At 71.1% G+C, this 24,612-nt stretch carries 22 protein-coding genes; 5 read left to right on the forward strand and 17 right to left on the reverse strand.

Features of this window, described 5'->3' with window-relative positions:
* Window positions 1–33 precede the first annotated feature (33 nt).
* From CPH93_RS09700 to CPH93_RS09710, 3 genes are read left to right on the forward strand one after another with little or no spacing between them, the layout of a single operon-like run.
* Window positions 34–858 carry a helix-turn-helix domain-containing protein gene (locus CPH93_RS09700; protein WP_096212544.1) on the forward strand — a complete coding sequence of 275 codons (825 nt, stop codon included), beginning with the start codon at window positions 34–36 and terminating at the stop codon, window positions 856–858.
* On the forward strand, window positions 855–1,118 hold the full coding sequence (locus CPH93_RS09705; RefSeq protein WP_096212545.1) for a DUF397 domain-containing protein: 264 nt from the start codon (window positions 855–857) through the stop codon (window positions 1,116–1,118). Before CPH93_RS09700 ends, CPH93_RS09705 begins: the two co-directional genes overlap by 4 nt.
* A gap of 17 nt (window positions 1,119–1,135) precedes the next feature.
* A complete protein-coding gene (locus CPH93_RS09710) occupies window positions 1,136–2,140 on the forward strand; it encodes an aldo/keto reductase (protein ID WP_096212546.1) in 1,005 nt (334 codons plus the stop codon).
* Between the two features lie 25 nt (window positions 2,141–2,165).
* Here the strand turns inward: CPH93_RS09710 and CPH93_RS09715 are convergent, their stop codons facing one another.
* Entirely contained in the window at window positions 2,166–3,830 is a 1,665-nt protein-coding gene (locus CPH93_RS09715) for a N,N-dimethylformamidase beta subunit family domain-containing protein (protein ID WP_173909757.1), read from the reverse strand.
* A 272-nt stretch (window positions 3,831–4,102) separates the two neighbouring features.
* Between CPH93_RS09715 and CPH93_RS09720 the strand changes: the two genes are divergently transcribed.
* Complete coding sequence (locus CPH93_RS09720) at window positions 4,103–4,948, forward strand: COG4705 family protein (RefSeq protein WP_096212547.1); 846 nt, start codon at window positions 4,103–4,105, stop codon at window positions 4,946–4,948.
* Between the two features lie 101 nt (window positions 4,949–5,049).
* Here the strand turns inward: CPH93_RS09720 and CPH93_RS09725 are convergent, their stop codons facing one another.
* From CPH93_RS09725 to CPH93_RS09800, 16 genes are all read right to left on the reverse strand, one after another.
* Window positions 5,050–6,264, reverse strand: coding sequence for a beta-ketoacyl-[acyl-carrier-protein] synthase family protein (locus CPH93_RS09725; RefSeq protein ID WP_256332024.1), 1,215 nt, complete (start codon window positions 6,262–6,264; stop codon window positions 5,050–5,052).
* 177 nt (window positions 6,265–6,441) lie between these two features.
* Window positions 6,442–7,338, reverse strand: a complete 897-nt coding sequence (locus tag CPH93_RS09730) for an LLM class F420-dependent oxidoreductase (protein ID WP_093485305.1) — start codon at window positions 7,336–7,338, stop codon at window positions 6,442–6,444.
* A 216-nt stretch (window positions 7,339–7,554) separates the two neighbouring features.
* On the reverse strand, window positions 7,555–9,063 hold the full coding sequence (gene gatB, locus CPH93_RS09735; RefSeq protein ID WP_096212548.1) for an Asp-tRNA(Asn)/Glu-tRNA(Gln) amidotransferase subunit GatB: 1,509 nt from the start codon (window positions 9,061–9,063) through the stop codon (window positions 7,555–7,557).
* Between the two features lie 16 nt (window positions 9,064–9,079).
* Complete coding sequence (locus CPH93_RS09740) at window positions 9,080–9,313, reverse strand: hypothetical protein (protein ID WP_033266953.1); 234 nt, start codon at window positions 9,311–9,313, stop codon at window positions 9,080–9,082.
* Between the two features lie 5 nt (window positions 9,314–9,318).
* Entirely contained in the window at window positions 9,319–10,812 is a 1,494-nt protein-coding gene (gene gatA / locus CPH93_RS09745; protein ID WP_096212549.1) for an Asp-tRNA(Asn)/Glu-tRNA(Gln) amidotransferase subunit GatA, read from the reverse strand.
* Window positions 10,813–10,817: 5 nt separating this feature from the next.
* Window positions 10,818–11,114 (reverse strand): Asp-tRNA(Asn)/Glu-tRNA(Gln) amidotransferase subunit GatC, encoded by a 297-nt coding sequence (gatC, locus tag CPH93_RS09750; RefSeq protein ID WP_006602950.1) that lies wholly within the window; start codon window positions 11,112–11,114, stop codon window positions 10,818–10,820.
* 154 nt (window positions 11,115–11,268) lie between these two features.
* Entirely contained in the window at window positions 11,269–11,664 is a 396-nt protein-coding gene (locus CPH93_RS35725; RefSeq protein WP_159394985.1) for a hypothetical protein, read from the reverse strand.
* Between the two features lie 77 nt (window positions 11,665–11,741).
* Window positions 11,742–13,850, reverse strand: coding sequence for a putative bifunctional diguanylate cyclase/phosphodiesterase (locus CPH93_RS09760; RefSeq protein WP_096212550.1), 2,109 nt, complete (start codon window positions 13,848–13,850; stop codon window positions 11,742–11,744).
* Between the two features lie 156 nt (window positions 13,851–14,006).
* A complete protein-coding gene (ligA, locus tag CPH93_RS09765; protein WP_096212551.1) occupies window positions 14,007–16,223 on the reverse strand; it encodes an NAD-dependent DNA ligase LigA in 2,217 nt (738 codons plus the stop codon).
* A gap of 31 nt (window positions 16,224–16,254) precedes the next feature.
* Entirely contained in the window at window positions 16,255–17,211 is a 957-nt protein-coding gene (locus tag CPH93_RS09770) for a methionine synthase (RefSeq protein ID WP_443031459.1), read from the reverse strand.
* A 374-nt stretch (window positions 17,212–17,585) separates the two neighbouring features.
* The gene (locus CPH93_RS09775; RefSeq protein WP_231977253.1) at window positions 17,586–18,317 is read right to left on the reverse strand and encodes an MFS transporter; all 732 of its coding nucleotides are present in this window, start codon (window positions 18,315–18,317) and stop codon (window positions 17,586–17,588) included.
* Window positions 18,318–18,334: 17 nt separating this feature from the next.
* The gene (locus tag CPH93_RS09780) at window positions 18,335–18,775 is read right to left on the reverse strand and encodes a MarR family winged helix-turn-helix transcriptional regulator (protein ID WP_231977254.1); all 441 of its coding nucleotides are present in this window, start codon (window positions 18,773–18,775) and stop codon (window positions 18,335–18,337) included.
* A 131-nt stretch (window positions 18,776–18,906) separates the two neighbouring features.
* The gene (locus CPH93_RS09785) at window positions 18,907–19,596 is read right to left on the reverse strand and encodes an SDR family oxidoreductase (RefSeq protein WP_096212555.1); all 690 of its coding nucleotides are present in this window, start codon (window positions 19,594–19,596) and stop codon (window positions 18,907–18,909) included.
* Window positions 19,597–19,682: 86 nt separating this feature from the next.
* Entirely contained in the window at window positions 19,683–20,225 is a 543-nt protein-coding gene (locus CPH93_RS09790; protein ID WP_093485295.1) for a TIGR00730 family Rossman fold protein, read from the reverse strand.
* A 329-nt stretch (window positions 20,226–20,554) separates the two neighbouring features.
* Window positions 20,555–21,931, reverse strand: a complete 1,377-nt coding sequence (gene gdhA / locus CPH93_RS09795; RefSeq protein ID WP_173909759.1) for an NADP-specific glutamate dehydrogenase — start codon at window positions 21,929–21,931, stop codon at window positions 20,555–20,557.
* A gap of 384 nt (window positions 21,932–22,315) precedes the next feature.
* The gene (locus CPH93_RS09800; protein WP_096215373.1) at window positions 22,316–22,996 is read right to left on the reverse strand and encodes a VC0807 family protein; all 681 of its coding nucleotides are present in this window, start codon (window positions 22,994–22,996) and stop codon (window positions 22,316–22,318) included.
* Between the two features lie 680 nt (window positions 22,997–23,676).
* Here CPH93_RS09800 and CPH93_RS09805 point away from each other — a divergent pair.
* Entirely contained in the window at window positions 23,677–24,531 is an 855-nt protein-coding gene (locus CPH93_RS09805) for a GntR family transcriptional regulator (RefSeq protein ID WP_096212556.1), read from the forward strand.
* Window positions 24,532–24,612 lie beyond the last annotated feature (81 nt).

Genomic DNA, 24,612 nt, shown 5'->3' on the forward strand with positions numbered 1-24,612 from the left:
TCATGCCGTCGCGGGGAGGGGAAGGCAGAGCGCATGCACCCGGCGAACAAACCGAAGAGGATCACTTCCTGGCATGTGATCGGCGCCCAGCTGAGTCACTTCCGGAAGGCCGCCCGTCTCACCCAGCCCGAGCTGGCCGAGATGGTCGGGCTCCATGAGGACACCATCGGCTCGATCGAGCAGGGCCGCAGACCACTGAAGATCGACCTGGCAGAGACGCTGGATGAAATCCTCGACACCAAGGGGGCGTTGGCGGTCGCGGTGGCCAAGGTCCCCGAGCGGGAGAAGCTGCCCGCGTTCGTCCAGGACCTGGTGGAGCATGAGGAGGAGGCGCTGACGCTGTTGTCGTACGAAAACCAGGTGATGCCCGGCCTGTTGCAGACCGAGCCGTACGCACGAGCAACATTCGACTCCCTCTACCCGCCGCTGGACGAGGGCCAGGCCGAGGAGTGGGTTTCCGGACGAATCAGCCGACAGAAGCTGCTGGAGCGCACAAAGCCTCGGCCCATGCTGAACTTCATCCTGGAAGAGGTGGTACTCCATCGGCCGATCGGCAGCCCGGAGATCCTGCTTGCACAGCTCCGTCATCTCCGGTCATGCGCCGAACTCCCCTTCTTGGGACTCCAGATCATGCCGACGGCCCGACGTTCCCATGCTTCCCTGGATGGCCCGCTGGTCCTGTTGGAGACACCCGAACACGATCACCTTGCCTACATCGAGGCGCAGCGGATCAGCTTCCTGGTCGATGATCCGGATGAGGTCAGTGTGTACCAACAGAAATATGGGATGCTGCGGTCGCAGGCCCTCACCCCTGAGGAGACGAAGAGCCTGCTGGACGACTTGCTAGGAGAGTCATGACCAGCACAGCAGCCCAGCACTTCTCTCACGGCCTTAACTGGTTCAAGTCCAGCTACAGCGCCAGCGAAGGCGGCAACTGCATCGAAGTCGCCTACGACTGGTACAAGTCCAGCCACAGTGGCAGCGAAGGTGGCGACTGCCTCGAAGTGGCCACCTGCCCCCACGCCATCCACGTCCGCGACTCCAAGAACCCCACCGGACCGTCGCTCACCCTGAGCGTCTCCGCCTGGGCCGCCTTCATAGCGGACGTCTCCGCCTGACCGGCGCCGGAGGGACGATGAAACACCGGCGGCTAGGTACACACGGGCCAATCGTCTCCGCGCTCGGCCTCGGCTGCATGGGGATGTCGACCTCGTACGGCGTCCCGGACGACGCGGAGTCCGTGCGGACCCTTGACCGGGCGGTCGAGCTCGGCGTCACCCTGCTCGACACCGCGGACGCCTACGGGCGGGGCGCCAACGAGGAGTTCCTCGGCCGCTGGCTGCGCAGCCGTACCGCCTCGCAGCGGGACGGGCTGGTCGTCGCGACCAAGTTCGGGCTGCGGCACGACGCCGCGACCGGGCGGGTGAACGAGGTCGACTCCTCCGCCGCCTGGGTGCGCGAGGCCTGTCACGCCTCGCTGCGCCGCCTCGGCACGGACCGTATCGACCTCTACTACCTGCACCGCCGCGATCCGGCCGTCCCCATCGAGGAGACGGTCGGCGCGATGGCCGAGCTCGTCGCCGCCGGTGCCGTACGCCATCTGGGCCTCAGCGAAGTGAGCCCGCAGACGCTGCGCCGGGCACACGCCGTCCACCCCATCAGCGCGGTCCAGGTGGAGTACTCCCTCTTCACGCGGGATGTCCTGGAGGGCGAGATGCTGGCGACCTGCCGGGAGCTCGGCATCGGGATCGTGGCGTACTCCCCGCTCGGGCGCGGCATGCTGACGGGCGCGCTGGCGTCCCGCGACGACCTCACCGCCGAGGACGCCCGGCGCCGGTGGCCGCGGTTCGCCGCGGAGAACATCGAGCGCAATCTGCGGCTCGTCCAGGCAGTTCGGACGATCGCCGAGTCCCTCGGCTGCACCCCGGCCCAGGCCGTCCTCGCCTGGCTGCTCGCCCAGGGCGAGGACATCGTCCCGATCCCCGGCACCAAACGCCGTGCCTACCTGGAGGAGAACACGGCGGCCGCCGGGATCGCGCTCGGTCCGGAGCAGGCGGCCCGGCTTCGGGCGGCAGTGCCGGACGGCGCCGTCGCCGGGGAGCGCTACCCGCTCGCCGCCCTGGAGCGACTGGGTCACTGAGCCGGGCCGGGCGCGACCACGAGGCTCACGTCCCGTACACGCCCGTCACGTTGTTCCGCGGTGCCGGCCGGATCTTCGCCGCGGGCGCCTCGGCGAAGGCGCGGAGCAGATTCTCGGTGGTCCGGGTGACGAAGGCGCGCGTGCGGGCGTCCATGCCGTGATCGCGGCCGTCCTCGCGGGTGCCCGCCATCAGGGCCTCGACCCACCGCATCGTTCCGGAGGAGAAGACTCCGGCGCCGCTCGGGACGGTGTAGTAGGCGGAGTCCGCATGGCTGTGCCGGCCGTTGCAGACCAGCGGGGAGTGGGCCAGGATCTCCAGCCGCGCCGGTGTGGGTGCCTCCGGGGTGACCCGGTCGTACTCCACCCCGACGAGGTGGTCGAAGGCCTCGCCGCGCTGCACGCCCGTTCCGGCGAAGAGCCAGTGGTCCGCACTGTGGACGACGTACGGCGCATCCGTGGGGTAGCCCTCGTAGAAGACACCGGTCAGCGTCGACTCCGGGTCCGCGGCGGGCGGTTGACGGAAGTCGTGGGTCGGCAGTGCCCGGTGCGGACCGGCGAAGTGCGGGTCGTCCCGGTAGGAGGTCTTGTAGCAGACCACGGTGCGCAGGGCGCCGGACGGCCCCGGCTCCAGCCGGACCCGGCGGAAGCAGGCGTTGGCCCCGAGGAAGGCCAGATTGGTGCCGGTATCGCGAACCCGGGTGACGTGCTGGCGCTGCTGCGGGGTCCAGTACTCGTCGTGGCCGGGCGAGAGCGCCGCCGTGGCGCCCCGCAGTGCCGATGGGCTGCGGTGGACGTCCAGACCGGTGGTGTAGGCCAGCGGGAGGCCGAGCCGTTCCGCGAGGACCACCAGCGCACGCTCGTAGACCAGGAACTTCCCGGCGCCGTTGGTGTCGTAGGGCCGGTCGAAGCTGACCTCCAACGACCGCGTCCCGTACGCGCCGTCCGCACCCCGGTAGAGGCTGTAGCCGCCCCATGCGTTGTATGCCTGCCAGGTCGTCACCGCATGCATCAGCACCGTCCGGCCCGCGGCCTGCGCCGAGCGGACGATCAGCGGGACGTACCGCTGGTGCCCGTGCTCCGCGTCCAGCCGGAGCAGATAGGCGCCCGGCGGCCAGCCGTCGGTGCGCACCCCGAGGCTGCGCTGCCAGTCCGCCCGTACGCTGCGGGTCCCGGGCAGCAGCCGCGGGGCGCGCTGGCGCCGCCCGGCGACCCGCTCCGAACGCCAGACCAGCCGGGCCTGCGCCCCTCGGTACCAGCCCACCCGGTAGGCCGCAACGCGGAAGCCGGGGGCGGTGGTCGAGACGTACAGCCCGAACTCCTCGCCCGGCAGGACGCTCACCTTGTCGGTGTAGCCCTGGACGGCGTCGGCCGGACCGGCCGAACGGATCCGCCAGTCGGGGTCTCCGGGGCGCTCCCGCTCCGCGTCCAGGTCCGGCTGGTCGCCACCGGTGGGGCCGGCGCCGGGGTCCCCGCCTGACGTGGAGTCACAGCCGGCGGTCACCCCGGCGGCGAGACCGGCGGCCCCTAGGGCGGCGGCACCGAGGAATCGCCTGCGGCGCAGGCCGGCGGGGTTGCCGGGGCTGTCCGGACAGTCGGGGGCGTCGGGACAGTCGGGGCCGCCGCGTTCCCTGCCGCCACATTCCGCGCCACCCAGGCGCTGATGATCACCATGCTGTGGGTCGTCGCCCATCGCGCTGCTCCCGTGCGCACCCTTCCCACCGAGCCGTCGGGACGATCATCTGCCGACACCCGCCGCCGCACGACCCCAGGAGGCCCGAATGCGGGTACGGCGGCCTCCGGGGCCGCAGGCCGGAGGCGGCCACTGCGCACCCCACCCCATCGTCTACAGTCTTGTAGACGAAAGCTGGGCAGTGCTCACCGACCCCGCGTGGTCGGCTGAACAGCGCCCGAAATGCACAAGGTTGCCGATACGGCGCAACGCGCCGGGAGGGCGGACAGGCGATGGCGCAGTCGAGCAGCGAGGCGCTGGCACGGCCCGGGGGCGAGGAGTGGTCCCACACCTCCTTGCCCGAGGGTGGACACGGACCGGGCTGGAGCAAGGTACCGCAGGTCACCGCCCTGTTCTGGGGAGTGAAGGTGCTCACCACAGGCATGGGCGAGACGGCCTCGGACTACCTCGGCCGGACGCTCGGGCCGATACCGGCCGGCAGCATCGGGCTGGCCGGGCTGGTGGCCCTGCTGATCCTCCAGTTCCGGAGCACCCGCTACCGGCCCTGGATCTACTGGTCCGCCATCGTCATGGTCAGCGTCTTCGGCACCATGGCCGCCGACGTCGTCCACGTCGTGGCCGGCATCCCCTACACCGTCTCGGTCATCGCCTTCTCCGTCGGACTGGCCGCGATCCTGACGGCCTGGTGCGTGTCCGAGGGCACGCTGTCCATCCACAGCATCCGCACCCGCCGCCGCGAGACGTTCTACTGGGCGACGGTGCTCGCCACCTTCGCCCTCGGCACCGCGGTCGGCGACCTCACCGCGGGCACCCTGCGCTGGGGCTATCTCCCCTCCGGCCTCCTGTTCACCGCGCTGATCGCGGTGCCCGCACTGTCCGGCCGCTTCCTCGGGCTCAACGCCGTCGCCGCCTTCTGGTGGGCGTACGTGCTGACCCGCCCGCTCGGCGCCTCCTTCGCCGACTGGATGGGCGTCTCCGCCTCCCGCGGCGGCCTCGGCTGGGGAACGGGACCGGTCACCCTGACCCTCATCGTCCCGATCGTCCTGCTCGTGGGCTACCTGGCGATCACCCACAAGGACACCCCACCCGAGCAGCAGGCCGTGGGCGCCACCACCTGAGGGCGAACGGAGCAGCGATAACGGCGCCGCCGGCCAAGGCCGCGTCCTGCACGGCGTCGAGCACGAGCCACGGCAGGCCAAGGGATCCCGAGGTCTCGTCGTCACTCGGTGAAGACGAGACTGACGTTGTGTCCGCCGAACCCGAACGAGTTGGTCAGCGCAGCAGACCACCGACCGGTGCGCCGCTCACCGCGCACCACGTCCAGTTCCACGCGCGGGTCGAGTTCGTCGAGGTTGCGCGTGGCCGGCACCGTGCCGTCCTTGAGCGCGAACAGAGCCGCCATAGCGCCCACCGTTCCGGACGCGCCCATCATGTGACCTGTCATCGACTTCGTCGCCGTCACCGCAGCGTGGCTGCCGATCACCCGGCCGATCGCCTCGGCCTCCGCCAGGTCACCGGACTCCGTCGAGGTGGCGTGGGCGTGCACGACCCCGATGTCCGCCGGGGCCAGGCCGGCGTCGCGCAACGCCAGTTCCATGGCGAAGGCCTGGCCTTCCGCGTCGGAGGCCGTGATGTGGTTCGCGCTCGAACTCACGGCACTGCCGGCCAGCGTGCCGTAGGCACGTGCTCCACGGGCCCGGGCGCACTCGGCGCGTTCGAGCACCATCATCCCCGCGCCCTCGCCCATAACGAACCCGGACCGCTTGACGTCGAACGGGCGGGACACGGTCTCTGGGTCCACGGACCGCGTCGACAGGGCCTTCATCTGGGCGAATGCCGCGATGGTGAAGGGGTGCAGGCATGCCTCCACCCCGCCTGCGACGACCACGTCCGCCCGCCCGCTGCGGATCAGATCCTGCCCCAGGGCGAGGGCCTCCGCCCCGGACGCACAGGCACTCACCGGAGTCCTGGCGCCTCCCTTCGCGCCCAGGTCCATGCTCACCCAAGCAGCCGGCCCATTGGGCATCAGCATGGGGACCGCGAACGGCGACAGCCGGCGAATCCCGGCGCGTTCGAAGACATCGTCCTGCCCCAGCGTGGTGAGGACTCCACCGGTCCCCGTACCAATGACGACGGCGAATCGTTCCGGTTCGACCTGCGGAGCCCCGGCGTCCTGCCAGGCTTCGCGCGCACTGAGGAGGGCGACCTGCTCACCGCGGTCCAGCTTCCTGGCCTCGGCCCTCGGAAGCAGGGAGGCAGGGTCCACCGTGAGCCCGGCCGCAATGTGCACGGGCAGGTCCACGGCCCACTCCTCCTCCAGGAAACGCACCCCCGACTTACCGTCCAGCAGCCCCGCCCACGACGACGGCGCATCGGCTCCCAGTGGCGTCATTGCACCGACGCCCGTCACCAGCACACGGCCGTTACGGGTCACACGAGCCTCCCTGAATTGTGTAGATGCTACACAGCACCTGACTTGCCCTCACGGGGATCATGCCAGCGTTCAGAAGGGAAATCAGGGCAGGAGCCGACCGATTCAAAAGCGAGAGACTGTCCCATTCCAACAATTTGCGAGGCTGGAGTCGTGGCGTATGCGCAGCTGGAGACTGGGCTACAGCAACACCGGTGCCAGTTCCCGCAGTTGTTCCAGCCCCAGGCCGCGGTCCGCCACCAGGGGCTGGAGGGCGACATGGTCCGCTCCGGCGTCGTGGTGTTCCTGCACACGGCGGCGGATGGCGTCCGCGTCACCCCATGCCACGACCGCGTCCACCAGCCGGTCGCTGCCGCCGTCGGCGAAGTCCTCGTCCCCGAAGCCGAGTCGGCGCAGGTTGCTGGTGTAGTTCGGCAGCTGGAGGTAGAGGCGCGTGTGGTGTTCGCGGGCCAGGGAGCGGGCCGTTGCGGGGTCGGACTCCAGCAGCACGGCCTGTTCGGGCGCGAGCAGCGGACCGGCGCCGAGGATCTCCCGGGCGCGGGCGGTGTGCTCGGGAGTGACGAAATAAGGGTGCGCGCCGGCCGCCCGGTCCCGCGCCAGCTCCAGCATCTTCGGGCCGAGCGCCGCCAGCACCCGGGCGGGCGGAGGGTCGGCCACCGGCCCCGCGTACGGCGCCTCGTCCATCGCGTCGAGATACTCACGCATGGCCGCGAGCGGCTTGGCGAAGGTGTGGCCGCGCGCCCCGACGATCGGGGCGTGGCTCGCGCCCAGGCCGAGCAGGAAGCGCCCGTCGTACGCCTCGGCCAGGGTCTGTGCGGCGACGTGCGTGGCGGAGGCGTCGCGTACCCAGATGTTGGCGATGCCGGTGGCGACCGTGATCCGCTCCGTCGCGGCCAGCAGCAGCGCGGCCTGGCTCATCGACTCGGTGGCCGGCGTCTCACCGAACCACAGGGCGCCGTACCCCAGTTGCTCGATCTCGGCCGCCGCCTGACGCGCCACGGCGGCCGGCACCCGGCCAAGTCCGCCGTGCCAGACACCGACCCGGCCGATCCTCGCCGCAAGACCCTGCTGCTGCACCGTTCCTCCACTGGTTGAGGGGTAGCGAGCCCCGCCCGCCTCAAGGCGGCGTACGGGGCTTCTCCTCGGTCACAGCACGGCGGACCGGTACGGCATTCCCCGGTCGCCGATCGATTGGGCCAAACGGGTGGCCCGATTCGGCTGGAACACATGGCAGAGCGGCCGCCCTTCCAAAGAAGGACGGCCGCTCGGCGTCGTACCCGAGAAGCAGACGCGTCAGCCCTCGACGCCCAGCTTTTCGAGGATGAGTTCGCGAACGCGGGCCGCGTCCGCCTGGCCGCGGGTGGCCTTCATGACCGCGCCGACCAGAGCGCCGGCCGCGGCCACCTTGCCGCCGCGGATCTTGTCGGCGATGGCGGCGTTGGCGGCGATGGCCTCGTCGACGGCGGTGCCCAGGGCGCCCTCGTCGGAGACGACCTTCAGGCCGCGCTTCTCGACGACGGTGTCCGGGTCGCCCTCGCCGGCCAGCACGCCCTCGATGGTCTGGCGGGCCAGCTTGTCGTTGAGCGAGCCGTCGGCGACCAGCGCGGCGACCCGGGCGACCTGCTCGGGGGTGATCGGCAGGGCGGCCAGGTCGATGCCGTCCTCGTTGGCGCGGCGGGCCAGCTCGCCCATCCACCACTTACGGGCCGAGGCGGAGTCCGCGCCGGCGTCGACGGTGGCGGTGATCAGGTCGACCGCGCCCGCGTTGAGGATCGACTGCATGTCGTGCGCGGAGATGCCCCACTCCTCGCGCAGCCGGTTGCGGCGCACCCGCGGCAGCTCGGGGAGCGCGGCCCGCAGTTCCTCGACCCACTCGCGGGAGGGGGCCACCGGCACCAGGTCCGGCTCGGGGAAGTAGCGGTAGTCCTCGGCCTCTTCCTTGATGCGGCCGGCCGTCGTGGAGCCGTCCTCCTCGTGGAAGTGCCGGGTCTCCTGGATGATCGTGCCGCCGGAGGAGAGCACCGCGGCGTGCCGCTGGATCTCGAAGCGGGCCGCCCGCTCCACGGAGCGCAGCGAGTTGACGTTCTTGGTCTCCGACCGCGTACCGAACTTCTCGGTGCCCTTGGGGCGCAGCGACAGGTTCACGTCGCAGCGCATCTGGCCCTGTTCCATCCGGGCCTCGGAGACGTCCAGCGCCTTGATGAGCTCGCGCAGTTCGGCGACGTACGCCTTGGCGACCTCGGGGGCCCGCTCGCCCGCGCCCTCGATCGGCTTGGTGACGATCTCGATGAGCGGGATGCCGGCGCGGTTGTAGTCCAGGAGGGAGTGCCGGGCACCGTGGATCCGGCCGGTCGCGCCACCGATGTGGGTGGACTTGCCGGTGTCCTCCTCCATGTGCGCACGCTCGATGTGCACCCGGAAGATCTCGCCGTCCTCCAGCTGCACGTCGAGGTAGCCGTCGAAGGCGATCGGCTCGTCGTACTGGGAGGTCTGGAAGTTCTTCGGCATGTCCGGATAGAAGTAGTTCTTCCGGGCGAAACGGCACCATTCGGCGATGGAGCAGTTCAGGGCCAGGCCGATCTTGACGGCGGACTCGACGCCGGTCGCGTTGACGACCGGCAGCGAGCCGGGCAGGCCCAGGCAGGTGGGGCAGGTCTGCGAGTTGGCGTCCGCGCCGAGAGCCGTGGAACACCCGCAGAACATCTTGGTGTTGGTGCCGAGCTCGACATGGACCTCCAGGCCCATGACGGGGTCGTACGTCGCGAGGGCGTCCTCGTACGACACCAGGTCAGTGACAGTCACGGTGAAACTTTCCCTCTCAGCCCAGCAGGACGTCGTCGTCGCCCAGGCGCTTCAGTTCGCGGTAGAGGATCGCCAGGCCGGTGACGATCGCCGCGGCCGAAACGGCGGCGTCGATCAGGCGGAGCGTGTCGTTCTCCTTGCGGGCCAGCTTGGCCTGCTTGGCGACGCTGATGGCGCCGAACGCGGTGCTGCCGATCGACAGGTACAGACCGGACTTGGACTTCTTGAAGTTCTTGGCCTTCTTGGTCATGGCGGTCACAGTGCAGGTGCCTCCTCGAGCAGCGGGTGGCCCCACTTGTCGGTGAACGCGGCCTCGACCGCGGCACCGACCTTGTAGAGCCGGTCGTCGGCCATGGCAGGGGCGATGATCTGCAGGCCCACCGGCATCCCGTCCTCGGGAGCCAGGCCGCAGGGCAGCGACATGGCCGCGTTGCCTGCCAGGTTGGTGGGGATCGTGCACAGGTCGGCGAGGTACATCGCCATCGGGTCGTCGGCGCGTTCGCCGATCGGGAAGGCGGTGGTCGGCGTGGTCGGCGAGACGATCACATCGACCTGTTCGAAGGCCTTCTCGAAGTCGCGGGTGATCAGCGTCCGCACCTTCTGGGCGGAGCCGTAGTACGCGTCGTAGTAGCCGGAGCTGAGCGCGTACGTACCGAGCATGATCCGGCGCTTGACCTCGGGGCCGAAGCCGGCCTCACGGCTCAGGGCGGTGACGTCCTCGGCGGACTTGCTGCCGTCGTCGCCGACCCGCAGGCCGTAGCGCATGGCGTCGAAGCGGGCCAGGTTGGAGGAGCACTCCGAGGGCGCGATGAGGTAGTACGCGGACAGCGCCAGGTCGAAGGACGGGCAGTCCAGCTCGACGATCTCGGCGCCCAGCTGCTTCAGCAGCTCGACGGACTCGTCGAAGCGCTGGATGACACCGGCCTGGTAGCCCTCGCCGCGGAACTGCTTGACGACGCCGACGCGCATGCCCGCGACGCTGCCGTTGCGGGCCGCCTCGACGACCGGCGGGACCGGCGCGCCGATGGAGGTGGAGTCCAGCGGGTCGTGGCCGGCGATCACCTCATGCAGCAGCGCGGCGTCCAGGACCGTACGGGCACAGGGGCCGCCCTGGTCCAGGGAGCTGGAGAACGCCACCATGCCGTAACGGGAGACGCCGCCGTAGGTGGGCTTGACGCCGACCGTGCCGGTGACGGACGCGGGCTGGCGGATGGAACCGCCGGTGTCCGTGCCGATGGCGAGCGGGGCCTCGTAGGAGGCGAGGGCGGCGCTGGAGCCGCCACCGGAGCCGCCGGGGATCTTCGTGAGGTCCCAGGGGTTGCCGGTCGGCCCGTAGGCGCTGTTCTCCGTCGACGACCCCATGGCGAACTCGTCCATGTTGGTCTTGCCGAGGATGACGACGTCGGCGGCCTTGAGCTTCTTGGTGACCGTGGCGTCGTACGGCGGCAGCCAACCTTCGAGGATCTTCGAGCCGACGGTGGTGGGGATCCCCTCCGTCGTGAAGATGTCCTTGAGCGCGAGCGGGACACCGGCCAGCGGGCCGAGCTTCTCGCCGCGGGCCTTCTTCTCGTCCACGGCGCGGGCCTGGGCGAGCGCGCCCTCGCGGTCGACGTGCAGGAAGGCGTGCACCTTCTCGTCGACGGCCTCGATACGGGCCAGATGGGCCTCGGTCACCTCGACGGCGGTGACCTCACCGGCGGCGATCTTCGCCGCGATCTCGGCGGCGGTGAGCTTGATCAGGTCTGCCATGTCGGTCACTCCTCCCCCAGGATCTGCGGCACCTTGAAACGCTGCTGCTCCTGGGCCGGGGCGCCGGACAGCGCCTGCTCGGGGGTCAGCGACGGACGGACCTCGTCCGGCCGCATCACGTTGGTCAGGGGCAGCGGGTGGGAGGTCGGCGGTACGTCTTGATCGGCGACCTCGGAGACGCGGGCGACCGCGCCGATGATGTCGTCGAGCTGTCCGGCGAAGTGGTCGAGCTCTTCGGCCTTCAGCTCCAGACGTGCCAGCCGGGCGAGGTGGGCGACCTCCTCGCGCGTGATGCCAGGCATGCAGATCCTCTGCTGGGTTCTCGGAGTGTTCTTGGCTGTAGCTGTTTATGCGGGCCCAATCCTATTGCGTACCGCATGGGAATCGCGCAGGGCTTTCCCGCAGGCCCCTCGGGGCCGCCGCAGGCCGCCGGCGGCCCGTCGTCCGACGGCCTGGTCAGCGGTCGCTGGACGACGGGCCGCCGGGGTGGTGATCTCCGGCCTGGGGCGCGGTGGGCCCGGGCCGGGGCCGGGGGGCCTGCGGCTCGGGCCGGGCAGGGGCGTCGGGCTCCGCGGCATCGGGCTCGTCGCCACCATCGGGCCCGGTGGCGTCCGGCTCGACGGCTTCGGGTCCGGCGGCTTCCGGCTCGACGGCTTCGGGCCCGGCGGCTTCCGGCTCGACGGCTTCGGGTCCGGCGGCTTCCGGCTCGACGGCTTCGGGCCCGGCGGCTTCCGGCTCGACGGCTTCGGGCCCGGCGGCTACGGGATCATCGCAGGCCGGCTCGGCAGCTTCGGGATCGTCGCGGACAGGCTCGGTGGACCGGTCGCCGTGACGGGGCGGGAGCTCCGGCACCGGGTCTGGTGCCGCACCCTCCCCGGGGGCTTCGGGGTGTTCTTCGGAGCGGGGACACGGGACGGCCGGTGGCCGGGTCAGTTCAGGACCTGTCCCGAAGGGCGCTCGGCGGCCTTCTCCGCCGCCAGGGCGGCCGTCTCCGATTCACGCTGCCAGCCGCGCTCACCGCGGGCTCTCAGCCAGGCCGTGGTTTCGTCCGGTGGCATCGCGGCGGCCACCAGCCAGCCCTGTACGGCGTCACAGCCGAGGTCGCGCAGCCGCTCCCAGGTCTCGTCGTCCTCGACGCCCTCCGCGACGACCAGGAGGCCGAGGGAGTGGGCGAGGTCGAGGGTGCAGCGGACGATCTCCGCGTCCTCGGTGTCGACCGCCAGCCGTGCCACGAAGGAGCGGTCGATCTTCAGCTCGCTGACCGGGAGGCGCCGCAGATGGACCAGGGAGGAGTAGCCGGTGCCGAAGTCGTCGAGGGACATCTTCACGCCGTGCGCGGTGAGCCCGGCAAGGGTGTCGGCGGCCCGCTGCGGGTCCTCCAGGAGGACGTGCTCGGTTATCTCCAGCTGGAGGGCGCCCGGTGGGACGCGGTGCCGGGCGAGCCGCGCGGCGACCGCACCGGCGAACCCCGGGGAGTGCACATCGCGCGGGGAGACGTTGACGGCGACCGGCACCTCCAGGCCCATCGCACGCCAGCGCGCCACCTGGGCGAGGGCGGTCTCCAGGACGTACTCGGTCAGGCGGGGCATCAGCCCGGAGGACTCGGCGATGGCGATGAACTCGTCCGGTGGGACCCTGCCGCGGTCCGGGTGCACCCAGCGGACCAGTGCCTCCAGCCCGGCGACATGGCCGTCGAAGCCGACCTTGGGCTGGTAGTGCAGCTCGACGTCGCCCGCGTCCAGGGCGCGCCGCAGATCGCCCAACAGGCCGAGCCGGTCGGGGGTGTTGCCGTCCCGCTTGGCCTCGTAGAGCTCGACGCCGCTGCGGTCGCGCTTGGCCTGGTACATCGCCACATCGGCGCGGCGCAGCAGGCCTTCGGCGTCGAGGGCGTGGTCGGGGAAGACCGCGACCCCCGCGCTGGCTTCGAGCACGAGGGTCAGCCCGTCGAGATCCAGCGGCGAGCCGAGGGCGGCGACGAGATGGCGGGCCGCCCGCTGGGAGCTGGTGAGGGAGTCGGTGGTGGGCAGCAGGACGGCGAACTCGTCGCCGCCGAGCCGGGCCGCCTCGGCGCCACGCGGGAGGGCGTGCCGCAGCCGGTCCGCGATCTGCAGCAGCAGCCGGTCGCCGGCGAGGTGGCCGAGGGTGTCGTTGACGGAGCGGAAGCGGTCCAGGTCGATGAGGACCAGCGCGGAGCGGGCGCCGACGCGTTCGGCGTCGTCCAGCGCGGTCCAGGTGCGCTCCAGCAGCCACTGGCGGTTGGGCAGGCCGGTGAGCGGGTCGCGCAGCTGCTCCTCGGCGCGGGCGCGGGCTATCCACAGGGTGGAGTCCAGCGCGATCAGCGGGACCGCGAACAGCGGCAGCAGCAGCGGGGCGTGCACGGCGCAGACGGCGATCAGCGGGGAGATCCCGAGCAGGGCGATGCCGACGAGTGCCTGTCGTACGACGGCCGTTCGGGGGATGGCGGGCAGCTGGCCGGTGCGCGGGGTGAGGCTGAGCCAGAGCAGACCGCGGCTGACGGCGAGATAGCTGGCGGCGGTGACGACGACTTCGGGGAGGACGGAGAGGTTCCAGGCCGGCGGGGACCACGGGTGGCGGACGCTGGAGGCCACGCCGAACGCGGCGAGGCCGAGCGCCGCGGCGCCGATGCCGAGGATGTCCACCGAGCCGTGGACCACGGCCTGCCGCCAGCGGTGGCGCCGGGCGGCGCCGACGAGGACGACGACGGAGAGGCTGACGAGGGTGGCGGGCACCCAGCCGAACAGCAGCAGGACGGCGAGGGCGAGCGCGGCGCCGGAGCCCGTGCCGCCCCACCAGCGGTCCCGGCCGAGGGCGACCAGATGGCCCACGATGATGCCGGTGAGGACCGCCAGCGACCAGCCTATGGAGCCGCCGGGGAACAGCGCGTCACCTTCGCCGAGGTTCACGAGGACGCCCGTGGCGAGCGCGAGGCCCGCCACGGTGACGATGGTCCCGGGCAGCGCGGGCACGACGAGCCGCCGGAGCCGCGACGCCGGAGCGGCGCTGTCGGTCGGTTTCATTCCGATCCCTCTCACAGCCGGCTGTGCCCGCGCCACGGCAGGCGCACTCCTCAACAGTAGGCCGCGGAAGGCCGCCGCGGGCAGCGATCGGTGACGGTTGCCCGAATGCGACCAGGCGTCGCGGATCAATCTGGTATGCGCCGATGGGGTGACACCTCACTCCTCCTCAGGCGGAGTGACAGCTACCGCTCGTGCTGCGTCCGGACCCTGTTCCAGCAGCACCGCGAAGCCATCATCGTCCAGCACGGGGACCTTCAACTGCATGGCCTTGTCGTACTTCGAACCCGGGTTGTCGCCCACCACTACGAATCCGGTCTTCTTCGAAACGGAACCGGTCACCTTCGCTCCGAGGTTCTGGAGGGCCTCTTTCGCGCCATCTCTGGTGTGTGACTGAAGTGTGCCCGTTACGACGACGGTGACGCCTTCGAGAGGCCTCGGGCCCTCGTCACCCGTTTGCTCCTCCTCCATCCGGACGCCTGCGGCCCGCCAGCTCTCGATGATCTGCTGGTGCCAGTCCACGGCGAACCACTGCTTGAGCGAGGCGGCGATGGTGGCCCCGACGCCGTCGACGGCGGCGAGCTCGGTCTCGTCCGCGTCCCGGATGCGGTCGATCGAGCGGAACTCCCGCGCCAGCGCCTCGGCGGCCACCGGGCCCACATGCCGGATCGACAGACCGGTAAGGATCCTGGCCAGCGGGCGTTGCTTGGCCGCCTGGATGTTCTCCAGCATGGCCAGCGCGTTCTTCTTCGGCTCGCCCTTTTGATTGGCGAAAAAGGTGACAACCTTTTCCTCGCCGGTCTTCGGATCGCGCTTGGGCAGACCCGAATCGGGGTCCAGGACATAGGACTTGATGGGCAGCAGCTGCTCGATGGAGAGGCCGAAAAGATCGCCCTCGTCCCTCAGCGGAGGCTCCGCGGGCTCCAGCGGCTGGCTGAGCGCGGTCGCGGCGACATAGCCGAAGTTCTCGATGTCCAGGCACTTGCGGCCGGCGAGGTAGAACAGCCGCTCACGGATCTGGGCGGGGCAGGAACGGGCGTTGGGGCACCGCAGGTCGACGTCGCCCTCCTTGGCGGGCTGCAGCGCCGTGCCGCACTCGGGGCACTCGGCCGGCATCACGAACTCCCGCTCGCTGCCGTCCCGCAGATCGACGACCGGTCCCAGGATCTCCGGAATGACATCGCCGGCCTTGCGGATCACGACGGTGTCGCCGATGAACACGCCCTTGGCCTTGACCACGTCCTGGTTGTGCAGGGTCGCGAACTCCACTTCGGAGCCGGCCACCGTCACCGGCTCCACCACGGCGTACGGCGTGACCCGTCCCGTACGGCCGACTCCGACGCGGATGTCGACCAGCTTGGTGTTGACCTCCTCCGGCGGGTACTTCCAGGCGATCGCCCAGCGCGGCGCGCGCGAGGTCGAGCCCAGTCGCCCCTGGAGCCGGATCTCGTCCAGCTTGACGACGACACCGTCGATCTCGTGCTCGACGGCCGTACGGCGGGTTTCGGCGTCGCCGTAATGGGCGATGAACTCGCGGACCGCCGCCAGGGAGTCGACGACCTGGTTGTGCGCGGCCGTCGGCAGGCCCCACTCCTTGAGCAGGTCGTAGGCCTGCGACTGGCGGTCGATCACCAGGCCGTCGCGGGCGCCGACGCCATGGACGACCATGTGCAGCGGGCGGCTGGCAGTGATCTTGGGGTCCTTCTGGCGCAGCGAACCGGCCGCGGCGTTACGGGGGTTGGCGAACGGTGGCTTGCCGTCGGCGACCAGCCGCTCGTTGAGCTCCAGGAACTTCTCCATCGGGAAGTAGACCTCCCCGCGCACCTCGACCAGGTCCGGGATCCGGTCGCCCTTCAGGCGGTGCGGGATCTCCGTGATCGTGCGGACGTTGGGGGTGATGTCCTCGCCCGTACGGCCGTCGCCGCGGGTGGCGGCGCGGGTCAGCCGGCCGTGTTCGTAGGTGAGGTTGACCGCGAGGCCGTCGACCTTCAGCTCGCACAGGAAGTGGTAGCCGGCGCTCCGGGGGTCGCCGCCCAGTTCAACGGCGATCCGCTCGGCCCAGCCGGCCAACTCCTCGTCGTCGAAGGCGTTGTCGAGCGAGAGCATCCGCTCGCGGTGCTCGACCTCGGTGAACTCCGTGGCGTACGCACCGGCGACCTTCTGGGTCGGTGAATCGGGGGTGCGCAGCTCGGGGTGCTCGTCCTCCAAGGCCTCCAGGGAGCGCAGCAGCCTGTCGAACTCCGCGTCGCTGACGACCGGGGCGTCCTTCACGTAATACCGGAAGCGGTGCTCCTCGATCTGCTCAGCGAGCTGCGCGTGCTGCTCCCGCGCCGCCGCGGGCACGTCGGATCCCGCTGCGTGCTGTTCGCCAGCCACCGTCTTGTCCTCCCGTGGTCCTTGAGTGCGGTCACTCAGGGTTGTCTGCGAGTGATCTCGCCGCCCGGACGCAGTGGGCGAGGGCCGAGCGGGCATAAGCGGGCGAAGCACCCGCGAGCCCACAGGACGGAGTGATCACCACGGACTCGCTGAGAGTCCCCGGCGTCAGCCCCAGCCTGCGCCACAGCGTCCTGACACCCATGACGCTACCGGCAGGGTCTGACAATGGACCGTCCATGCCCGGCACCACGCCCGCGAACAGCGTCGTCCCGCCCTCGACGGCCTCCCCGACCGCCTCCTCCTCACGCTCGGTGAGCAGCGAGAAATCGAACGAGACGCCCGCGACACCGGCCCGCCGCAGCAGCCCGAAGGGCACCCCGGGGGCGCACGAGTGGACGACCACGGGACCGCCCTCCGCCACCCCGACAAGATCACGCAGCGCCCCCTCGACGACCGCCCGGTCGACGGCGCGGTAGGTCCGGTAGCCGCTGGCGGTCTTCACCCGCCCCTGGAGCACCGCCGTCAGCGACGGTTCGTCGAGCTGCAGCACGACCCGGGCGCCCGGCACCCGCCGCCGTACGTCCGCGAGATGGCCGCGCAGCCCCTCCGCCAGGGACGCGGCAAGATCCCGGCAGGCACCTGGGTCACCGACGGCCGCCTCGCCGTTGCGCCGCTCCAAGGCGGTGGCCAGGGTCCACGGGCCGACCGCGGAGACCTTCAGCGGCCCCTCGTACCCCTGGGTGAACTCCTCCAAGGCATCGAGGTCCTCGCCGAGCCAGGAGTGAGCCCGCCGGGTGTCGCGGCCCGGCCGGTCGCTGATCCGCCAGCCGCTGGGCTCCACATGGCCGTAGACCTCGACGAGCAGCCCCAGGGTCCGCCCGATCATGTCGGCGCCGGGCCCCCGGGCCGGGAGTTCCGGCAGGTAGGGGAAGGTCTCCAGCGACCCGGTGACGGTCTTCGCCGCCTCTCGTGCGTCACCGCCCGGCATCGACCCGATCCCGGTCGCCGCACCTGCGGCCCACTTCTGCGTGCTGTTCTCGCTCACCCAGGCAGGGTATGCGGCGGCCCGCCGGAGGGGGTGCGGCGGGCGGGGTGCGGCGGGGTGGGGACCGGCCAGCCCTGGGTGCCGGGCCCGCACGCTCGCAGGCGTACGGCGGGCCCGCTCCGGAACGTACGGCCGCCGCGACGGACGATCCGCCTCCGGCGCCGCGGACGAGGCATGCCGCCCACCACGGCCTGCGTACACCGGTCGTCACGGGCGAGTGCACCGGTCACCACAGGAGGAGTACACCCGTCACCACGAGCAGCTTCAACGGTCGCCACAGGCGGGCTACACCGGTCACGTCGGACCGCGCCCGCCCCTCACGCCCGGCTGCGTATGCCGAGCCGGCCGGCCACCGCGGCGACGGCCCGCGCGCCGGCCGTCAGGGCGAAGGCACAGGTCGCGCCCCGGTGGCCGCTGCCCACCCCCGTGAACACCGCGCCCATGACGGCGATGCCGACCAGGGAGCCGATCTGGCGGTTGGCGTTGAGCGTCGCGCTGCCGATATCGGCGTGTTCACGGCCCGCGGCGTCCATCAGGGCCCCGGTCAGCGCCGGGGAGCTGACCCCGCTGCCGATGTGGGCGACCGCGAGCACCGTCGCGAGCACCCCGTACGGCAGGCCGGGCGTGAGGATCATGAACAGCAGGGCATACCCCGCAGCGGAGAACGCCAGCGACCCGCTGTGTGCGGCCCGGTTGCCGAGGCGCGGCCCGATCCGGGTGTAGAGCAGGTTGCTGAACGGGCGCGCCAGAACCGCCGGGAGCATCTGCAGCCCCGCCGTCACCGGGCTCGCGCCGCGCCCGGTCTGAGGGAAGAGCCGGAGGACGAACAGCACCCCGTAGAAGGCGAAGTTGAAGAGGAATCCGACCGTATTGGCCGCGGTGAAGCTGCTGTCGGCGAAGAGTGCGACCGGCAGGATCGGGGTGCGGGCGGCCCGTGCACGGAGCACGAAGCCGGCGGGCGCCGTAGCGCTTCGCCGGGTGTCGGCGAGCAGCAACAGCGCGGCGAAGGCGAGGACATAGCCGTCGACGACCCAGGTCCGGCCGGACACGCGGTACGACGGCAGGGTCAGTCGCCGCGCCCCAGCGCCTTCAGCAGGTCATCGCGCAACGCGGCCCGCTCCTCGGGGGAGAGATGATCCAGCGGCGAGGCGGTCCCCGTCCGCCGCAGCAGATCGTGCCGCAACTCCCGCCCCGCGTCGGTGAGTACGAGCTGCTTGGCCCGGCCGTCCAAGGGGTGCGGCCGGCGCACGACCATGCCCTGCTTCTCCAGCCTGGAGATGACATACGTGACATTCGGCGGCTCGCAGCACAGCACCCCGGCCAGCTCCCGCGCGGTCTTCGGCTCGCCGAGCTCCTCCAGCACCTTGGCCTGCGTCGGCGTCAGATCGACCTCGGCGACACGGCTGCGCTGATGGGCGTCCAGCCGTCGACTCAGCTCCGTCACGAGCCCCCGGATCTCCCGGAACCCGCACCCGGCCGCCGCGGTCGACTTCGCTTGAGTGGTCACGCATGCAGCGTACGTCGGCGCCACGCAAAGCAGCAGGGCTGTGGAAAGCAGTAGGGCTGTGAAAGGAGCAGGGCTGTGGAAAACCGTGAAGCGGGGCGGGAGCCGGCACCGCGGGCCCGCCCCCTTGCGGCTCAGCGCCCCGGCCGCACCGAGACATCGTTGATCTCCGCGTCCCGCGGCAGGTCGATGGCCGTGAGGATGGCCGTCGCCACCGACTCCGGATCGATCCAGCGCGCCGGGTCGTACTCCTTGCCCTCCTGCCGGTGGGTGCTCTCCTGCATCGGCGTGGCCGTACGCCCCGGGTAGACCGACGTCACCCGGACCCCGTTGTCGTGCTCCTCCGCCCGCAGCGCATCGGCCAGCGCCTTCAGACCGTGCTTGCTCGCGGCGTACGCGCCCCACTCGGCACGCGCACTCAGCCCGGCACCGGAGTTGACGAAGACGACATGCCCCTTGGCGACCCGTACCAGCGGCAGCAGCATCCTGGTGAGCTCGGCGGGCGCGACCAGGTTGGCGGCCAGCTGCCGCTGCCATGCCTTGGTCGGCAGATCGCCGACCGCACCCAGCTCGATCACGCCCGCGCTGTGCACCAGGGAATCGAGACGGTCCGGCAGCGGCTGCTGCCCGAAGGCCCAGGACAGCTTCTCGGGATGGGCGAGGTCACCCACGAGCGTGCGGGCGCCGGGGAACTGCTCGGCCAGCTCCTTCGCCCGGACCGCGTGGCGCGCCAAGAGCCACAGGTCCTCCCCGCGCTCCGCGAGCCGCCGTGCGACCGCCGCTCCGATGCCCGATCCTGCGCCCGTGATCAAGTGCGTACCCATGGGGAGATCCTAACGAGCAGGTGATCCTCACGAGCGGGTGAAGGGGCGCCGGGAGCGCCGGGAGCGGCGGGATCCCGGAGCGGCGGTCAGGCCTGGATGCCCGCGCGCTCCTCCAGGTAGGCCAGCGCCCCGACGCCGTCCGCCGCGAAGAAGACCAGGTCGGTGAGCGGAACCGGCAGGAAGCCCTCCGCCTCCATCCGCTGGAACTGCTCCTTCAACCCGTCATAGAAACCAGCGGTGTTCAGCAGCACCACCGGCTTGGTGTGCATCCCGTGCTTGCGCAGCTCAAGTATCTCGGTGGCCTCGTCCAGCGTGCCCATTCCGCCGACCATGACGACGATGGCGTCGGCGCGCGCCAGCATCTGCGCCTTCCGCTCGGCGAGATTCCGGGTGACGACCATCTCGTCGGCACCCTCAAAGGCCTTGTGCGCCAGGAACTCCACGGAGACGCCGATCAGCTTCCCGCCGGCTTGCTGCACCCCCTCGGCCATGACCTTCATCAGGCCGGCGTCCGAGCCGCCCCAGACCAGCGCATGCCCGCCCTTGCCCATCAACTCGGCGAACTGGCGGGCGGGGACGACATAGCGGTCATCGAGATCGGCGGCGGAGCAGAAGACGCAGATGTTCATGCGGTCACTTTACGAGCCGGGGGGTGGGGAGCTCGCGGGAGCCGGGCGGGGGCGGTCGGCGCGGAGGTGGCCGGCGCGGGGTGGCCCGGGCGTGGCCGGGGCGCCTCGCGGGCGGGGGGGGGAGGCCTCCGTAGCGAGGCTGCCGGGGCGTGGCCGGGGCGCCTCGCGGGCGGGGCGGAGGCGTACGCAGCGAGGCTGCCGGGGCGCCGGGCGGGGCGCCTCGCGGGACCGCCGGAGCGCTCCCCCGCCCCCTCCCCCTCTCCCCCTTCGGGGGAGGGGGCGGGGGTGGGTTCGGGGGTGGGGGGAAGAGCGGGTTCAGAAGCGGGAGATCAGATCAACCCTTGATCCAGCATCGCGTCCGCCACCCGCTCGAAGCCCGCGATGTTGGCGCCCGCGACGTAGTCACCGGGCAGCCCGAAGCGTTCCGCGGTCTCGTAGCAGCGCCGGTGGATCCCGCGCATGATCGTCGCGAGCTCACCCTCCGTACGCTCGAAGGCCCACGCCTCCCGCGAGGAGTTCTGCCGCATCTCCAGCGCGCTGGTCGCCACACCGCCCGCATTGGCCGCCTTACCGGGACCGAAGGCCACCCCGGCCGCCTTCAGGAGCGAGACCGCCTCGGGCGTCGTCGGCATGTTGGCGCCCTCGGAGACCGCCTTGACGCCGTTACGGACCAGGATCCGGGCGGCGTCCTCGTTCAGCTCGTTCTGGGTCGCCGACGGGAGCGCCACATCGCACGCCACGTCCCACACCCGCCCGCCGGGCACATAGGTGGCCGACACCCCGCGCCGCTCGGCGTACTCGCTGATCCGGCCGCGCTCGACCTCCTTGATCTGCCGCAGCAGCGCCAGATCGATGCCCTTCTCGTCGACGACATAGCCGCCGGAGTCCGAGCAGGTCAGCACGTTGGCGCCAAGGGCCTGGGCCTTCTCGATGGTGTAGATCGCGACATTTCCGGACCCGGAGACCACCACCTGCTGCCCGTCCAGCTCCTCACCGCGCTGCTTGAGCATCTCCTCGGTGAACAGCACGTTCCCGTAACCGGTGGCCTCGGTACGGGCCTTGGAGCCGCCCCAGGCGAGCCCCTTGCCGGTGAGCACACCGGCCTCCCAGCGGTTGGTGATCCGCCGGTACTGCCCGAAGAGATAGCCGATCTCGCGGCCGCCGACACCGATGTCGCCCGCCGGTACGTCGGTGTGCTCGCCGAGATGGCGGTACAGCTCCGTCATGAACGACTGGCAGAAACGCATGACTTCGGCGTCGGACTTCCCGTGCGGGTCGAAGTCGCTGCCGCCCTTGCCGCCGCCGATGTTCAGCCCGGTAAGGGAGTTCTTGAAAATCTGTTCGAAGCCGAGGAACTTCACGATCCCCAGATTCACCGACGAGTGGAAGCGCAGACCGCCCTTGTACGGGCCGAGCGCGCTGTTGAATTCCACCCGGAAGCCCCGGTTGACATGAACCGTCCCGGAATCGTCCGTCCAGGGGACGCGGAACATGATCTGCCGCTCCGGCTCACAGATCCGCTCCAGGACCTTCGCCTCGGCGAGCTCCGGACGAGCCGCCAGTACGGGGGCCAGCGTCTCCAGCACCTCGAGAGCCGCCTGGTGGAACTCGGGCTCCCCGGGATTGCGCCGGACCAGCTCGGCGTACAGGGCCGCCGGCCCGGCCGGATGAACGCCGGGCTTGACCTCAGATTGAACAGTCGACATTGACTTCCGTTCCCTTCGTGGCCGCGGTGAGGCCGTCTGCGGTCCGGACCTGACGACCCCTCACGTGCACGGAAACTCCTGGTGCACGCGGGTCGTCACCACTCCTCGTCCGGCAGCGCCGACGTCCTGTCGCACCACCGACACTATTCGGCACCAGCGCACCGATCGTCTGTGGGATGCGCGACACGTCGATCACGTACACCCTCGCCCCACTCCCCCGCCGCGCCCCTGCCCCGCTGCATGCCCGCAGGTCAACGCCTCGACCTCGGTGGACGGGCACCGCACACCGCCCCCGCGCGCTGTGCGGCACCTCACAGTTGACCGCCCCCCACTCGGCCGACCCCGCACCGGTTGACGAGGGCGATCACTAGTCCCCTGGGCCGCTCAGCCCGCGGCCCCGACCACCGGAGCGGTGGAGGCGGCCGATCCCGCAGCACCGGGCGCGGCGCCCGCCGCACGCTCCACCTCGGCCTTGACCATCTTCTCCATCGGGTCCGCGCAGCTTCCGCCCCCGAGGACCATCGCGAGCAGGATGGCCACCACCGTCAGCACGGTCCCGAGCCAGACCATCGTGTGCACCGGAATCGTGTACGCGCCGATCGCCTTCACCACACACTCGGACAGCAGCACGGTCCCCCATATCAGCGAGAACCTCCGCTCGGCCCGGCGGAACGGTGCGGACTCGACTATCAGCCGGTCCCAGGCGGCCTCGCCGGCCGGGCCGCCTTTCGTCACGAACGGCTTGAGCCCGGCGGTCATCAGCGGCTTCCCCAGGAACACGGAGACGATCATCGATATCCCGATGACGCTGCTGGTCACACTGTCCTTGGCGAGCATCAGCCGCGGATCGCCGGTCATCGTGCTGGTGGCCAGGCCCACGGCGTTGACCACGAGCATCAGCAGCGCGAGGCCGTTGACGCCGGAGCGCCGCACCAGGCTCCAGACCGTACGCAGCGCCGGCACCACACTGCTCCAGCCCAGCGCGGCCACCTCGCTCAGCCCGAAACCGTCGCTGAGCACGTAGTACATGGCCAGCGGAACGCCCGCGTCCACGACGAGCGGCATCAGACTCTGCGCCAGCGGACTGGGCCCCTTGCCGTTGCCGGCGCCCTCACTCCGGCTCTGACTCTCAGTCTGGCTCTTGCTCTGGCTCACGGTGGCTCCCCCGATGTGTTCTCTGCACTGCGTCTTACCGCTACGTCCTCAGCTTCGGGCACGGCCGCAGGCCGCAACAGTTTCGACTGTCCCGGCTTCCCCATGACATTTGTCAGGTCCGAGGTCAGTTCCGAGCGACGCGCAGCGCATCACCCAGCGCCTCGGCGAGCCGTCGCGACAGAAGCAGGGCTTGTCGTCCGGCGAGGTCCACGGCAGCAACCGCATCTCGGCAGCACGCCCTCCCCCACCTCACCGTCACGCCCGCCGCCTGGGCGTCTTCCTCGCATACGCGCAGGTCGCACCGGAAGCCGTCTGACCGGATACCGGTGGGCCGGCACCAGGTTCCGCCCCACCGCCCGCCGGTGGTCCGGCCGACCAACCAAAGAACCCGGGGAGAGAACCCCCACCCACCTACCGCCGCCCCAACTCCTCACCTCATCGGGTGACTTGGGCGCGGGAGCGTCCGGAATGCGGTTACGCTCGCCGCAGTTCCACTGCGCCAGCAGCCCACAACCGCACACAGAACGGCCCCCGGCGGGACGGCAATCCCAATCCGAGGGCCTGATCACTAGGAAGACGGAACCTTCCCCATGACTTCCGCGCATTCTAACGCGCCCTCATCCGCGCACGCTCGCCCTTCCAGCGGCGTCATCCACATCCGTACGCGCCAGACCTCCCGCTTCACCGTCCTCGCCAACCGCCTTGCGCAGCGCGCCGGCAGCGCGGTCACGGTGGGCGTCGCGGCGTACATCCTGTCCCTCCCCGATGGCGCACCGATCACCATCGACGCGCTCTGCACTCACTTCGCCGAGGGCAAGACGGCCATCGCCGCTGCATTACGCGAGCTGGAGGCCGAGGGCTGGCTGGAGCGCCGCGTCGAGCGCGGGCCGCACGGCCGGATCACGACCCGCACGTTCGCCTACGACCTGCCGGGAGCACCCCCAGAAGTACCGCTGGAGGCAGCCCCGGGAGCGCCCCCGGTAGCGGCCGAAGCGGACGGCCCCGAGCCCATCACCGAGCCGGAGCGCACCCACATCGCGGAACCAGAGCCCGCACCAGCCTCCACCCCGCCCACACCGCAAGCCGCCGAGCTCCTCGCCGCCCTCCCCCACCGCGACCGCCGCCTGCTCCTCTCCGAACGGGAGATCACGGCGCTCGCCCCGGCCGTCACCGACTGGCTCGACCGCGGGGCGGGTCCGCAGGAGATCACCGACGCCCTGACCAGCGGCCTCCCCGCACGCCTCAACCGCCGCCCGGCCCGCCTCCTCGCCCACCGCCTGTCCGCCCTGCGCCCACCGTCCCGTACGGGGCCGCCCGCGCAGCCCGACCGCCCACCCGTCGTCCCCCTCCAGAACTGCGACGGCTGCGATCGCGCTTTTCGCGCCGACGGCCCGGGCCGCTGCCGCGACTGCCGCGCCCCGGCCGAGGTGCGGCGAGCCGCCTGAACGGGCCACACGCCGAGAATCACCAACCCACATCAGCGGCCGAGGCCGTAGCCTGAAAGGACAGGACAGGATGAGTTCCGC

This window comes from Streptomyces sp. 2323.1 (assembly GCF_900221035.1).
Classification (GTDB): Bacteria; Actinomycetota; Actinomycetes; order Streptomycetales; family Streptomycetaceae; genus Streptomyces; species Streptomyces sioyaensis.

Excerpts from the sequence above, each read along its gene's own strand:
- CPH93_RS09740 (WP_033266953.1), bottom strand. The coding sequence starts at position 9,313 with ATGACCAAGAAGGCCAAGAACTTCAAGAAGTCCAAGTCCGGTCTGTAC.
- CPH93_RS09700 (WP_096212544.1), top strand. The coding sequence starts at position 34 with ATGCACCCGGCGAACAAACCGAAGAGGATCACTTCCTGGCATGTGATC.
- CPH93_RS09770 (WP_443031459.1), bottom strand. The coding sequence starts at position 17,211 with ATGCCGGGCGGTGACGCACGAGAGGCGGCGAAGACCGTCACCGGGTCG.
- CPH93_RS09805 (WP_096212556.1), top strand. The coding sequence starts at position 23,677 with ATGACTTCCGCGCATTCTAACGCGCCCTCATCCGCGCACGCTCGCCCT.
- CPH93_RS09800 (WP_096215373.1), bottom strand. The coding sequence starts at position 22,996 with ATGCCGCTCGTCGTGGACGCGGGCGTTCCGCTGGCCATGTACTACGTG.
- CPH93_RS09715 (WP_173909757.1), bottom strand. The coding sequence starts at position 3,830 with ATGGGCGACGACCCACAGCATGGTGATCATCAGCGCCTGGGTGGCGCG.
- CPH93_RS09790 (WP_093485295.1), bottom strand. The coding sequence starts at position 20,225 with ATGAACATCTGCGTCTTCTGCTCCGCCGCCGATCTCGATGACCGCTAT.
- CPH93_RS09705 (WP_096212545.1), top strand. The coding sequence starts at position 855 with ATGACCAGCACAGCAGCCCAGCACTTCTCTCACGGCCTTAACTGGTTC.
- gdhA (WP_173909759.1), bottom strand. The coding sequence starts at position 21,931 with ATGTCGACTGTTCAATCTGAGGTCAAGCCCGGCGTTCATCCGGCCGGG.
- CPH93_RS09710 (WP_096212546.1), top strand. The coding sequence starts at position 1,136 with ATGAAACACCGGCGGCTAGGTACACACGGGCCAATCGTCTCCGCGCTC.
- gatC (WP_006602950.1), bottom strand. The coding sequence starts at position 11,114 with ATGCCTGGCATCACGCGCGAGGAGGTCGCCCACCTCGCCCGGCTGGCA.
- CPH93_RS09785 (WP_096212555.1), bottom strand. The coding sequence starts at position 19,596 with ATGGGTACGCACTTGATCACGGGCGCAGGATCGGGCATCGGAGCGGCG.
- CPH93_RS09720 (WP_096212547.1), top strand. The coding sequence starts at position 4,103 with ATGGCGCAGTCGAGCAGCGAGGCGCTGGCACGGCCCGGGGGCGAGGAG.
- CPH93_RS09760 (WP_096212550.1), bottom strand. The coding sequence starts at position 13,850 with ATGAAACCGACCGACAGCGCCGCTCCGGCGTCGCGGCTCCGGCGGCTC.
- gatA (WP_096212549.1), bottom strand. The coding sequence starts at position 10,812 with ATGGCAGACCTGATCAAGCTCACCGCCGCCGAGATCGCGGCGAAGATC.